Raw genomic sequence first — 13,226 nt, forward strand, 5'->3', positions numbered from 1 at the left:
ATGCTACGCAGTATGACCGGTGTGGGCCGTGCCGAAGCGGTGCTCAAACCTTCGGGCAGTAAACTGACCGTGGACATCCGCTCGGTAAATCACAAGTACTTTGAACTGGTGGCGAAACTGCCGCCGCAGTTTGCTGCGTATGAACGGGAGATTCACGAACTGGTGCGCCGCACCGTGCATCGCGGCTACATCCAGTTGCAGATGACCCTGGACGAATCGGTCTCGGTGCCCGCAGTTACCGTTGACCGGCAACTGGTGCAGGAGTACCTGCGCCTTGCCCGGGAGTTGAAAACCCGACACCATCTTGAAGGCGAACTGAACATCAACACCCTTTTCACCCTGCCCGGCGTCATCACGACGAAAAAGGCGAACGCCAACTCGTCCCGGTTCTGGCATGCCAGCCGACGGATTTTGAACCAGGCGCTCCGCCGCCTCGTCAAGATGAAGCAGGCAGAAGGTGCCGCTTTAGCCCGGGACCTGCGCCGGCGCATCGCGAAAATCCGGCGGGCGGTGCGGCAGATTGAAGAACGGGTGCCGAAACGGCTCGCCGAGCGCCGCGAGAACCTCCTCGAACAGCTGCAAAACCTAAACATTCAGGCAAACCCGCGCCGGGTCCTGGAAGAGGTGGCGTTTATCGCCGAAAAGGTGGACATCCACGAGGAGTGTGTCCGGCTCAAGAGCCACTGTAGTATGTTCCTGCGCGCCCTGCGCAGTTCCGCCACCTCGGGCAAGAAACTGGACTTCATTGCTCAGGAGATGCTGCGTGAGACCGACACCCTTGCTGCCAAGGCACGGGATGTGGTCATCTCGCGCCGGGCGATTGAAATCAAGGGCGAGATTGAAAAGTTGAAGGAGCAGGTGCGCAATGTTGAGTAAGCCGTTGCATCAGCCGTTTATGGTCATCCTCTCCTCGCCTTCGGGCGCGGGCAAAACATCCATCTGTCAGGCGGTACTGCGGCAGGACAAAAACATCTTCTACTCGGTTTCGGCAACGACCCGACCCCGGCGCGCTAACGAGCGCCACGGCAAGAGTTACCTGTTTCTGACCGAAGCCGAGTTCCAGCAAATGCTCAAGCGTAATGCCCTGCTCGAGTCGGCACAGGTTTACGGTCACTACTACGGCACGCCGAAAGCGCCGGTGCTGAAGGCATTTCGCCAGGGCAAAGATGTCATCGCGGACCTTGATATTCAGGGGATGCGTTCCTGCAAAAAGGTGCTGGGAGCGCGCGCCATCGGGATTTTTATCCTGCCGCCCAGTCTGAAGGAGCTGCGCGCGCGCCTTTCCAAACGGGGCACCGAAGACCCGGCAGAACTGGCACGGCGCCGTGCTGCCCTGAAAGAAGAACTGCGTGCCATTCCGGAGTTTGACTATCTGGTAATAAATGATAAACTTGAACAGGCGGTCGGTGATGTTTTGACTATCATTCGCGCCGAACGACTGCGCACATACCGCCGCCGGAAATTAAAGGAGGTTTCAAAATGAAATGGGTTTCACTGGAACAGTTGTGGCAAACCCACCCTAATAAATATCTGGCTTTGAATATCGCCGCCCTTGAGGTGCGACGGATAATTGAAGCGATGAACCGGGACGAGATTCAACTCCCGACCAACATCTACGACTATGCCCTGAAGCGCCTCCTCCGGGGCGAACTGAAATACGCCCCGCTTACTGAGGAAGAACTGGCGGCGTTGAGCCAGAAGACATTTGAAGAGCTCACCTCCCGCCGTTCCTGAAGCCGAAGGTTAAATTTGTCCTTTTCGGAGCGCGGCGGTGAGCAATCCGGAAGTTCTATTAGGCGTTACCGGCAGCATTGCCGCCTACAAGGCGCTGGAACTGGTGCGCCTTTTCAAGCGGCAAAACTGGGGTGTAACGGTCGTGATGACCCGCGCCGCAACCAAACTGGTCGGTGTTGAGTCGTTTCGCACCCTGACGAACCGCGCCGTTGCCCTGAAACTGTTTCCGGCTGAGCGCCACTTTTCCGCACCGGTTGAGCACATTGACCTTGCCACGAGCCCGGACTTAATCGTCGTGGCACCAGCAACCGCCAACATACTGGGCAAACTCGCCTCCGGCATCGGTGACGACCTGCTCTCCACCTTGCTCCTTGCCGTACCCCAGGAAAAGGTCAAGGCGGGTCGGGTGCTCTTCGCTCCGGCGATGAATGTCAATATGTGGCACAATCCGATTGTTCAGGCGAATATCGAGAAACTGAAAGCCACCGGTTACTGCTTTATCGAACCGGACCAGGGGGAACTCGCCTGCGGTACCATCGGTACCGGCAGGATGGCAGAACCGGCAGAAATCTTTGCCCGGTGCCGCGCCGCACTTGAATCGCTGCCCGACCTGAACGGTGTTTCCGTACTCGTCACAACCGGCAGAACCGAAGAGCCGTTAGACCCGGTGCGCATCATCACCAACCGCTCTTCCGGTCGGATGGGCGTGGAAATCGCCCGGGCATTTAAGGCGGCAGGCGCCCGCACCCGTTTGATTGCCGGTGCCGTGTCGGTACCTTTGCCCGCGGATGCGATTCGGGTCCAGACCACCGAAGAGATGGCAGAAGCGGTTTTGCGCTCACTACCGGAAACCGACATTCTCGTAATGTGTGCCGCGGTTGCCGATTACCAGCCGGCAAAGGTGGCAAAGGAGAAGTATCACACCGCTGACCTGTCTTTGAAACTCGTCCGCACTCCGGACATCCTTTCCCTTGTTGCCGCCCGGAAAGAAAAACCCTTTCTTGTTGGCTTCTCCCTTGACGCCAATTTGGAGCGGGCAAAGGAGAAACTGCGTGCCAAGCACCTCGACCTCATCATTGCCAATCCGCCCACAACCGCGGGCAGCGAAAGAATCGCAGCACAGCTGCTCTTCGCTTCCGGCAAACAAGAGCGTCTTCCGGAAATGGACAAAGCCGAATTTGCCCTAAAACTGGTGAAAACGGTTGGGCAGATTTACAAGAAAAGGAAGCAAAGATGAGCACCAATCGGGGACAAAATCAGGTTGAGCGCAAACCACCTCAGGCGGTTGAAGCCGAAGCCGCGGTGCTCGGCGCAATCCTGCTTGATGCCGAAGCCCTGCCCCGGGTTTTGCCCTTTTTGAAACCGGAACACTTCTACACCCCAGCCCACCGCCTCATTTACGAGGCGATGCTCAACCTGTTTGAACGCAAAGAGCCCTGCGACATCATCACCGTTACTGCGGAACTGCGCCGGATGAAGCAACTGGAGGCGGTCGGAGGCCCCACATACCTCTCCAGCCTCCTTGACACCGTGCTCACCGCGGCCCACTGCGAAGAGCATGCCCACCTAGTACTGGAAAGGGCGATTCAACGCCAGCTGATTCAGACCGCAACCGAAATCGTGCAGGCGGCGTTTGATGAAAGCCACAGCGCTGAAGAACTCCTCGAACAGGCAGAGAGCAAAATCTTTCAGTTGCGCCAAGCCGGCGAACGCAAACGGTTCACGCTCGTGCGCGAGATGTTGATGGATGAGATGGAACGGATTGAGAAAGCCCGGCAGGAGAAGCGGTTAATAACCGGGGTTGAAACCGGTTTTCGCGACCTTGATAACTTGACCTCAGGCTTCCAGCCCGGTGACTTCATCATCATCGCCGGTAGGCCCGGAATGGGCAAGACCGCCTTTGCCTTAAACATTGCGGTCAATGCTGCAATCCACATCAGCAAGCCGGTACCGGTCGCCATCTTCAGCCTTGAGATGTCAACGGAAAGTCTTATCCAGCGGCTCATCTGCTCTGAGGCTTATGTCTCGCAGAGCAAACTGCGCCGCGGCATGCTCACCCACGACGAATACAAACGGGTTGTTGATGTGATTGGACCCCTGTCTGAGGCAAAAATCTACATCGACGACTCACCAGGCTTGAACGCCCTTGAGGTGCGGGCAAGGGCACGCCGCTTGAAAGGCGAGCATCCGGATTTGGGGATGGTGATGATTGACTATCTCCAGTTGATGGAGGTGCACGGTGACCGACGCCGGGAACGCAACCGGCAGCAGGAGATTACCGAAATCTCCCGGGCATTAAAGGCGATGGCAAAGGAACTCGATGTGCCGGTCGTTGCCATCTCCCAGCTGTCACGCGCGCCCGAAACCCGTCAGGATAAAAGACCCCAGCTCTCCGACCTGCGCGAGTCCGGCGCCCTTGAGCAGGACGCCGATGTTGTCCTGCTTTTGTTCCGGGAAGCGGCGTACCGAAAAAAGGAGTGGGCGTCACTGGACGAAAACAAACGCCGCGCCGCCGAACTCAATGTTGCGAAACAGCGCAACGGTCCGACCGATACCATTCCGCTCGTCTTCCTCTACGAATGTATGCGCTTTGTCAACGCCGAAACCCGCTACACTCAGGAACCGGTTGAAGAAGAAATCTCCGAAGAAGAGTTCAACATCTAACCCCCGATGAAGAAGACCCACTTTATCTGCCAGAACTGCGGTTACGAATCTGCCCGCTGGTTGGGCCGCTGCCCGAACTGCGACGAGTGGAACAGTCTGGTTGAGGAGGAACTGCCCGCAAAAAAGAAAGCAAAGAATGCGGCAACACCAACCTTAACAACCCGACCGGTGCCGTTAAATCAGGTGGCGATGGAAAAAACCGCCCGGATTTTAACCGGCATCGGCGAACTGGACCGGGTGATTGGCGGCGGTGTTGTACCCGGCTCGTTGCTTCTTCTTGGTGGCGAACCGGGCATCGGCAAATCAACCCTGCTCTTGCAGGTCTGCAACACCCTTGCCCATCGGGGCATGCGCATCCTCTATGTTACCGGCGAAGAGTCGCCCGAACAGGTCCGACTCCGCGCTGCCCGCCTCGGTAAGGTTGCCGCGGAACTGTTCATCCTCGCCACCGTTGAGGTTGAAGAGGTGCTCGGAGCGGTCGAAGAAATCAATCCCGGGCTTCTGGTCATCGACTCGATTCAGACCCTGACGACCAGCACGCTCGCCAGTGCACCGGGTAGCGTCGCTCAGGTCCGGGAATGTACCGCCCAGCTCCTCCGGCTGGCAAAAAGCCGGCGCCTCACAACCTTCATCATCGGTCATGTGACCAAGTTCGGCGCAATTGCCGGACCGAAAACCCTCGAGCATATGGTTGATACCGTACTCTATTTTGAAGGGGAATCCAGCCTCAACTACCGGATTGTTCGGGCGGTGAAAAACCGCTACGGCTCCACCAATGAAATCGGTGTGTTTGAGATGACCGAATCCGGTTTAATTGAGGTGCAGAACCCCTCCGAGTTTTTCCTTTCCGGACGCCGGCTTGATGTCTCCGGCTCCGCGGTGGTGGCAACGCTCGAGGGCACCCGCCCGCTTCTGGTGGAGATTCAGGCGCTTGCCGCGCCGACACCATTTGCCCTGCCCCAGCGGGTGGCAACCGGTTTTGACATCCGGCGCCTGGCGCTGCTCCTCTGCATCCTTGAGCGCCGCGCCGGCATCGCCACCACAAACAAAGACATCTTTTTGAACATCGCCGGCGGTATCAAACTAACCGAACCGGCGGTTGACCTCGGGATCGTTGCGGCGCTTGCCTCGGCACTGCGCAACACTCCCCTTCCTACCGATATCGTCCTTTTTGGCGAGGTGGGGCTTGCTGGTGAAATCCGTTCGGTTAGCCGTACCGAGTCGCGCATCACCGAAGCGGCTCGTCTGGGGTTTAGGCGCATCCTGTTGCCCGAGCATAGCCCGCAGCCGAAAAAAAACACCTTGAAACTTGTGCCGGTGGACACGGTCGCTACCGCCCTCAAGGTGTTGGGATTAAAAAGATGAGATTGGATCTGGGAGGATTTTATGCTCTTTCTGCGTTCCAAAACCTTTATCTTAGATTTGGACACCCTTGCCGACCCGAAAATTGTCCAGTTTCTTGGATTGGGCATCGTTACCGGTCAGCTTCTTGTGCCCGAACCACCCGAACCCAAAGGGGAAAACGACTATGTTGCCCAAAGGGCTAAGGAAAACCTGAACCAACTGAAAAATATCAAGGGTCTAAAAGTCAAAACCCGGCGAGACCTCAACTCAATCGCCGAGCTTTTGCAAACCGCCCGGCAGAAAAAGGCAACAATTATCACCTGCCGGCCGGATGTTAAATCAGCCGCCGACGGCATCACGGTGGTAACCACGCTCGACCTGTTCAACATCTTTCGACCCAGTTATCTACCCGGCACCGTGCTCAAAGTGAAAATCACTAAACGGGGCAAAGAGAAAAATGAAGGCATCGGTTATCTCGAAGGCGGCATCAAGGTGGTCGTGGAAAACTGCGGCGATGAGGTGGGCAAGGAGCTCGAAGTGGTAATTAAAGGTGGTATCGACACCGATGTTGGCCAGGTGCTTTTTGCTCAACCACGGTTTCTTGAAGTGAAATAGTAAAGACGCCGGGTTCCAAAGCCCGGTAATCGGCTGCGCTGGCGCCGCGTGCCCATCCCGTGGTTAACTATGGAAACCCCGGCGTCTTCATCCCCTAACAAAATGGTGGGCTATCGTGCGGAATAACGCAGCTTCAAGGGCGGAAGTTGACCGGTTTTGGTCGCCGCTACGACAGCCCAGAATTTTCATATCACACTTTATGCACTCACCCAACTCACACCATAACATCTCAAATGCACAATCTGTGCCCGCAAGCAAAACAACCGCATCAAACAATAACCGGCGCGAAATCATAAACTTGCCCTTTTATTCGGCTTGTCTTTAGCCTTACTTCCCGCCTGCTTTTTATAAGTTAACCGATGACTTTATCATTACTTGTACCACTGCGACCGCAAAAGACAAACCGTTTCTGTGTAGGCACGGCAGATATCCCCTCCTTGTTTCTTGACACCTCCACTCCATCCCTTAAAATCTCCCAACTATGGTAACAAGAATTCGTGCCCTGCAAAAAGCGCTGGCAGAAAAACGGCTGGATGGTTATCTTGTCACCAGTCTGACCAACATCCGTTATCTCTGCGGCTTTACCGGCTCTAACGGGATGATGCTTATCACCCGTTCTAAGGCAACTTTTTTTACCGACTTCCGATATCAGGAGCAGGTCAAAACCGAGGTCAAAGGCTGTGTCCGAAAAATACTGGAACGAGACCTTTACGCCGCTTTCCCAGTCGACGAATTAAAAGGAGTCCGGCGCCTTGGCGTGGAAAAGAGCCATCTGACACTTGCCCGGTTCGAACTCCTGCGTCAGCAGATAAAGAAAACAAAACTCGTCCCCTCAGAGGATTTGGTTTTGCAGTTGCGCCGGAAAAAGAGCCCGCAAGAAATCGCCCTGATTAAAAAAGCCCAAGCGGTTACAGAACAAGCCTTTGCCCGCGTGCTGAAATTGATTAAACCGGGCATCAGCGAAAAAGATTTAAGCCTGGAGATTGAGTTCCAATTCCGGCGGATTGGTGAACCGGCATTCGGAATCATTGTCGCCTCCGGCGAAAATGCCGCAAAACCTCATGCCCGCGCCGGTAACCGGCGGCTGAAAAAGGGTGACTGTATCACCTTTGACATCGGCTGCCGGATTAACGGCTACTGCTCGGATATGACCCGCACCGTGTTTTTGGGCAAACCGAGTGATGAAATGCGCCAGGTTTACGATGCGGTCCTTAACGCCCAGAATGAAGCCCTGGCGGTGATTAAACCCGGTGTGCCCTGCAAACTGGTTGACCTTGCCGCCCGGGATTATCTTAACCGGATTGGATTCGGCAAATTTTTTGGCCACAGTTTAGGACATGGGGTCGGGCTTGAAGTCCACGAGGAGCCCCGGCTGGCAAAGACCAGTAGCCAGACGCTTGAGGTTGGTGATGTGGTAACGGTTGAGCCCGGTGTTTATCTCCCGGGTAAAGGTGGGGTACGAATTGAGGATATGGTTTATGTCACCCGAAAAGGGTTTATCAATCTCACCCGGGCACCAAAGAAGCTTATAATACTATGAGGAACAGAAACAAAGAAGACAGGAAGCGCTGCAACCTAATTACCACGCTTCCGTACTATTTCGCTTACAAACTATTTAGAAGGAGTGATGGAGTATGGTAACACCAAACGAATTTCGCACCGGTCTTTTAATCCGCTATAACAATGAAATCTATGAGGTCCTCTCTTATCAGCGGACCCGAACCGCGCAGCGTCGGGCGCGGGTGTTGACGAAAATCCGTAACATCCGCACCGGCGCCACGATTGAGGAAAGTTTTGAGTCCGAAATCAAACTGGAAACGGTTGAAATGGAACGGCGTCGGGGCCAGTTCCTCTATGCCGATGATTCCGGTTATCACTTTATGGACCTCGAAACCTATGAGCAGTTTCCGATTAAAAAAGAGGCGCTGGGCGATAAGGTGTACTATCTAACCGAAGGTCTTGAGGTCGAGATTGGCTATATCGAGGGCGTCCCGATGCTCATCAATCCGCCCCTGTTCATCGTCCTTGAGGTGGTTGACACCGAACCGAACTACCGGGGTGATACCGCCACCGGCGGCGGTAAACCGGCGCGGCTCAGTACCGGTCTTGTGGTTGACGTCCCATTTTTCATCAAAGTGGGCGACCGGGTTAAGATTGACACCCGCACCAACACCTATGTTGAGCGGGCATAGGGTGTGATTGAAAAACTGCTCGTTGCTAACCGGGGAAACCCGGCATTGCGCATCATCCGCACCTGCCGGGAACTGGGAGTCAAAACGGTTGCGGTTTACTCCGAAGCGGACCGGGACTCTTTGCCGGTGCTCCTTGCTGACGAAATGGTGTGCATTGGCAAGCCCGACCCCCGCGACAGTTATTTGAACATCTCCCGCATCCTCTCTGCCGCGGAAATCACCCGGTGTAATGCCGTCCATCCGGGCTGGAACTTCCTTGCCACCAATGCCGAGTTTGCCGACGCTGTGCAGAGCACCGGCATCATCTGGATTGGACCGCCACCGGACCTGCTGCGCCTTTTAAGTTCCCGGCTCGAAGTGCGTAACCGCATCGCCGGCGCCGGTGTCCCGGTTGTTCCCGGCAGTGATGAACCGCTCAAAACCCCGCAGGATGCGATTCCAGTCTGCCGGCAACTCGGTCTGCCGGTTGTAGTAAGACCGGTGGCAGAGTATGTCCACCGGACCCGGGTCATCAACAAAGAGAAGGACATCGAAACGCAGGTCCGGATGTGTCAGGCAGAAATCCGCGCCGATTACGAGAGCGATACCAGTGGTAGTATCGCTTCCGCCGAGGTTTACATCGAGCGGCTGATACCAGATGCCCGCCTGATTGAAATTCAGGTTGCCATTGACCGCCCAAAACAAACCCTCCTCTTTGACGACCGGGAGATAATTGAACACCACGGTAAAAAAGTTATCGCCTGCTCCCCACCTCCTGGACTCAAGCCAGCCCGGCGTCGGCAACTGTTCAACTGGGCGGAAAGGGTCGTAGAAGCACTAAACTGGCGAGGTGTCAGTACGGTCCATTTTCTCCTCGACAAGACCGGTCACGCCTACTTCTACCGCTTCACCCCCCATCTTACCGAATTCCACCCGGCGATTGAGATTCGCTATGGAATCGACCTCATCCAGACCCAACTTTTCACCACCCCTTCTCAAACAGCCGAATCTGACCGGGCAATTAACTCACCTACCCTTCCCATTTCCGACTTTATCATCACCAGCCAGCTGTTTGCCGAAAATCCCGACGCCGAGTTTGAACCATCGCCCGGAACAGTTACCAACATCCGTTTGCCCGGTGGTCCCAATATTCGGCTTGACACCGACATCATCCCCGGTACTCAGGTCACTCCGTACTACGACTACGCCCTCGGCACCATCTCCGCCTGGGGACCTGATGCCACTGTCACCATCAACCGGCTCGCCCGCGCCCTTGCCGAAACTACCGTCACCGGCATCCGGACCAATATCCCGTTTCTTTTTGACTTTATCCGGACTTTCATCTAACCGATTTATAAATTGGCAAAATTACTACTGCTTTGCCCGATTTACTTGACCATTCCAATGTTAATTGGTATATTTATATTTAAGTTTGGCGCATTTGACGATTAAACAGATGCGGAAAGATACTGCGGTTACACCTCAACTCCTGAAGGAAGCAATCCAGGAGGTTGACTTCCTGCTGAAAAGAAGTGTTGTCCGTTATCCGGAATGCCTGCCCGCCCATCATCCTTCACGCCTGACCGCCTGGCGTGCCGGAGAAACCAATCGCCATTACGAACTTTATCAAACCGACCCAAACATCGTACCGCATCTTCTCAGCGCCGTAAAATTTGAAGAGTTAAACCCGCTGCAGCGGGAACTTGAACTCCACCGTTCCTATGCCGAAGCGCTGCTTGTTGCCGAGCAACTCCACGAGGTTGAAATCAGCGCTGAACAACGGGAGGAACTTGTCCAGCGCGCCCTGGGGATATTACCATCCTCCGAAGCCCGCCGTTTTGGCGAAATCCACTCCTGCCCCGCAGTTCAGCCCCGTCAGATTGCCGACTCTACCGCAACACTTCTTCAGGCGCTCGACCTCATCGCTCAGGAACTGGGCGCGGCAACCGCTCTTGCCTACGGCATGTTTATCGTCGCTGGCCTGCGCGCCCGAGCCGAATTTGAGAAGTATGGACAGCGACTCGACACCCTTTTCCACCGCATTGTATCTGCCCCGGAAGTTCTCCAGATGCTTGATATGGTTACCCTCAATGGCCGCCGTGCCGGCTTTGAACCTCAGTTTAGACTCCTCCTCGCGGTTCGGGAACAACTCTGGAAACTGAAACCCAACCGCATCGCCCCAACCGGATTTCTTCTCACCAAAATCATCGACGCCTACCTGTCCAACCGCCCCAGTGTTGGTAACATCCTCGGCGTTACCATCCTTGACAGCATTATCATCGGAAAATTGGGCTTTGAAGTCCGCTACCTGTACGAATCCAATAAACTGTGCCTGGAAACGCTGATTGACACCCGCAGCGTTTACTGGGACCCGGCTGAACCGGCACCGCTCTCTTTTACACCCATCGTCAGCGGTAAACGGCTCCAGGTCTCCGACCTCATCGCCCTGATTTACGCCAGCCTCGCTAACGCCTACTTCACCCAGACCTACTGGGATAAGGCGATTGAGAACTACGAAAAGGTCCTCGAACTCATCCCCGATTCAACCGAAACCTACACCGACATCGCTGTCTGCTATCTGCGTAAAAACCTGCCCGACAAAGCGATTGTTGCGCTCCAGCAAGCGCTCAAACATACACCCAACTCACCGACCGTACACCACATCTTGGGCAACGCCTATGCAATGGCAAACCAGTGGCGTCAGGCAGTGGCTTCCTACAAAAAAGCGATTCACTTCAGCCCGAAATTTCCGGAAGCCTGGTACAATATGGGTCTTGCCTACGAAAAACTCGAGATGTTCGACCAGGCTGCCGCCGCCTTCCAGATGGCAACCGAACTGAAGCCCGACTACACCACCGCCTACCTTGCCCTGGGCAACCTGGCGCTGGAACGCTCCCAGCCCAAAGAGGCGCTGAAATACTACCGCGAGGTCTTAAAGCACGACCCCAACCATGTTGCCGCTTACTACAACCTCGGTCGTGCCTATTACGAACTAAAAGACCTCGACAACGCCATTCAATCTTACCAGAAGGCGGTCAAACTGAATCCGAAGCACGCTGGTGCCTGGTACAATCTTGGCATCGCCTACCGGGACAAAGGCCAAAAAGAAAAGGCGGTCCAGGCGTTGGAACAGGCAATCGCCTTAAACCCGAACCTGTTGAGGTAACCAATGGGATTGACCGACTTGCCTTTAATCCGCTCCCTAACCGAACTGTTTCGCCGGACATTTATCCGGGAAAAACCGTTCGTCTGGAACCCGGGCCGGATTGGACCGCGCTTTGACTGGCTTGACTACAACCACATCCTGATTCGGGAAGGTCCCCTCAGTGGGAAACAGCTGGAACTCACCACCGAAATCCTGCCCAACAAAGCAAGTATTTATGCCGCCCTTGATGGCCAGCAGATTGGCCGGGCATACATCGAACGCGACCCGCCCGGTCTTGGTGTCATTCTCTGGGACATCGCGGTGAAAGAGGGTTTTCGGCGCAAGGGGGTCGCCTCAATTATGACCTACTGCATCTTCCGGGAACTCCTTTCCATCCAGAAAACCGCCTTCTTCAAAATCCGGATGATGCGGCTGATGAAACCCGGGGAAAAGAACATTGAACTGCAGAATGTCGGCATCGGAGTTATCGGTAATCGACTGGGCTTTACCCCGGAGTTTAATCTTGACCGATTACTGCGACCCGACAACATCGTTGGTCTGGAAGTCCTGCCGGCAAAAGGCGACTTTCCGCCCAGTTTCAAAATCGTCATCAAAACCTTTCCCCTTGTCTTAATCGCCTTTGTCCTCGACCCGGACACGATGAAACCGGTTGACGACTTCCGCACCTATGTCCAGCTCACGAAAGACGAATCCACCATCTACAACTGGGTGCGCCGCGGCCTGATTGTCATCGGCAACGGCAACTATTGGCTGCGCAACAACGGCCTCGACCAGTTCGTAAACCACCTCGCCACCGATGAGTGGGAAGCGCGGCAATTCCGCCGCAAAGTGCGCGGTGTATAGGAGGCACTATCCCAGAAAAACTGCGCCTCGACGCCCACCGCTCAATTGAGGTCAACATCAACCGGCTCAGCCCTCGTATCGGCTGTGGTTTGATGCTCGCAACACTTCCCCGCTTTGAATCGGTAGACGCCCTGAACAACATAATGAACAACTATGGTTACAACCGCATCCATGCCGACAAGCCGGCGCAAAAAACTCTGAGCAACTCTGCCCTGCTAAAGCAGTTCTACGACAACGCCTTTATCAACAAAACACCCCTCCAGCAAAACTTCCGTTCCACTTATGGCCATCTTGAAATCTATCTTGCCTTTGACCCGGCGGCGAAAACCGCCTGGTTTATATCCGACCCGCAGAATAAAATTGCCCTTGTTAACTACTACCGGGATGCGGTCTCCCTCGGACTTAAAGCCGATGGCATCCTCCTAATTGGTTCAACACCAAAACTTACACCCCTGGGCTGGCAGAATCTGCACGACCTGTTGACACCCGAATTCTTTCAGAAGTATGGGCCAATCGAACGGGTGGAGATAATGAGTTTACTGTCCGGTGCGCGCTTGCGCCCACCTTCACTGGGACTGGGAGTAACACTCTTGAATCTGAAAGATTTGAAGGATATTCGAGCCGCGGTGGAAGCCGCAGCGCGGGGCGAAAATTCAATGTAAGAATGTCGGTCTTGACAGTCTGACGGA

13 protein-coding genes are annotated in these 13,226 nt (G+C 55.0%); all 13 read left to right on the plus strand.

All coding sequences use genetic code 11. The features are described 5' to 3' along the window. The 13 genes from HPY86_08400 to HPY86_08460 all read left to right on the plus strand — a co-directional run bounded on the left by HPY86_08400 (window position 1) and on the right by HPY86_08460 (window position 13,199). Entirely contained in the window at window positions 1-876 is an 876-nt protein-coding gene (locus tag HPY86_08400; protein NPV14931.1) for a YicC family protein, read from the plus strand. Next, window positions 866-1,483: a guanylate kinase gene (gene gmk, locus HPY86_08405; GenBank protein NPV14932.1), complete on the plus strand. Its 618-nt coding sequence runs from the start codon at window positions 866-868 to the stop codon at window positions 1,481-1,483. Before HPY86_08400 ends, gmk begins: the two co-directional genes overlap by 11 nt. Then, window positions 1,480-1,734 (plus strand): hypothetical protein, encoded by a 255-nt coding sequence (locus HPY86_08410; protein ID NPV14933.1) that lies wholly within the window; start codon window positions 1,480-1,482, stop codon window positions 1,732-1,734. Before gmk ends, HPY86_08410 begins: the two co-directional genes overlap by 4 nt. Before the next feature lie 37 nt (window positions 1,735-1,771). After that, window positions 1,772-2,971 carry a bifunctional phosphopantothenoylcysteine decarboxylase/phosphopantothenate--cysteine ligase CoaBC gene (gene coaBC, locus HPY86_08415; protein NPV14934.1) on the plus strand — a complete coding sequence of 400 codons (1,200 nt, stop codon included), beginning with the start codon at window positions 1,772-1,774 and terminating at the stop codon, window positions 2,969-2,971. Continuing rightward, on the plus strand, window positions 2,968-4,398 hold the full coding sequence (gene dnaB / locus HPY86_08420) for a replicative DNA helicase (GenBank protein NPV14935.1): 1,431 nt from the start codon (window positions 2,968-2,970) through the stop codon (window positions 4,396-4,398). The genes coaBC and dnaB overlap by 4 nt, the downstream gene beginning before the upstream one ends. A 6-nt stretch (window positions 4,399-4,404) precedes the next feature. After that, complete coding sequence (gene radA, locus HPY86_08425; GenBank protein NPV14936.1) at window positions 4,405-5,763, plus strand: DNA repair protein RadA; 1,359 nt, start codon at window positions 4,405-4,407, stop codon at window positions 5,761-5,763. A 21-nt stretch (window positions 5,764-5,784) separates the two neighbouring features. Further along, window positions 5,785-6,357 carry a TRAM domain-containing protein gene (locus HPY86_08430; GenBank protein NPV14937.1) on the plus strand — a complete coding sequence of 191 codons (573 nt, stop codon included), beginning with the start codon at window positions 5,785-5,787 and terminating at the stop codon, window positions 6,355-6,357. 481 nt (window positions 6,358-6,838) lie between these two features. After that, on the plus strand, window positions 6,839-7,897 hold the full coding sequence (locus HPY86_08435) for an aminopeptidase P family protein (protein ID NPV14938.1): 1,059 nt from the start codon (window positions 6,839-6,841) through the stop codon (window positions 7,895-7,897). Window positions 7,898-7,991: 94 nt separating this feature from the next. Then, window positions 7,992-8,549 (plus strand): elongation factor P, encoded by a 558-nt coding sequence (gene efp, locus HPY86_08440; protein NPV14939.1) that lies wholly within the window; start codon window positions 7,992-7,994, stop codon window positions 8,547-8,549. Window positions 8,550-8,552: 3 nt separating this feature from the next. Continuing rightward, window positions 8,553-9,875: an acetyl-CoA carboxylase biotin carboxylase subunit gene (locus HPY86_08445; protein ID NPV14940.1), complete on the plus strand. Its 1,323-nt coding sequence runs from the start codon at window positions 8,553-8,555 to the stop codon at window positions 9,873-9,875. A gap of 109 nt (window positions 9,876-9,984) precedes the next feature. After that, a complete protein-coding gene (locus HPY86_08450; protein NPV14941.1) occupies window positions 9,985-11,694 on the plus strand; it encodes a tetratricopeptide repeat protein in 1,710 nt (569 codons plus the stop codon). 3 nt (window positions 11,695-11,697) lie between these two features. After that, the gene (locus HPY86_08455; GenBank protein ID NPV14942.1) at window positions 11,698-12,537 is read left to right on the plus strand and encodes a hypothetical protein; all 840 of its coding nucleotides are present in this window, start codon (window positions 11,698-11,700) and stop codon (window positions 12,535-12,537) included. Then, the gene (locus HPY86_08460; protein NPV14943.1) at window positions 12,495-13,199 is read left to right on the plus strand and encodes a hypothetical protein; all 705 of its coding nucleotides are present in this window, start codon (window positions 12,495-12,497) and stop codon (window positions 13,197-13,199) included. Before HPY86_08455 ends, HPY86_08460 begins: the two co-directional genes overlap by 43 nt. The last annotated feature ends 27 nt before the right edge of the window (window positions 13,200-13,226 follow it).

The sequence above is a fragment of the candidate division WOR-3 bacterium genome (assembly GCA_013177935.1).
Lineage (GTDB): Bacteria > Hydrothermota > Tepidihabitantia > Tepidihabitantales > Tepidihabitantaceae > Tepidihabitans.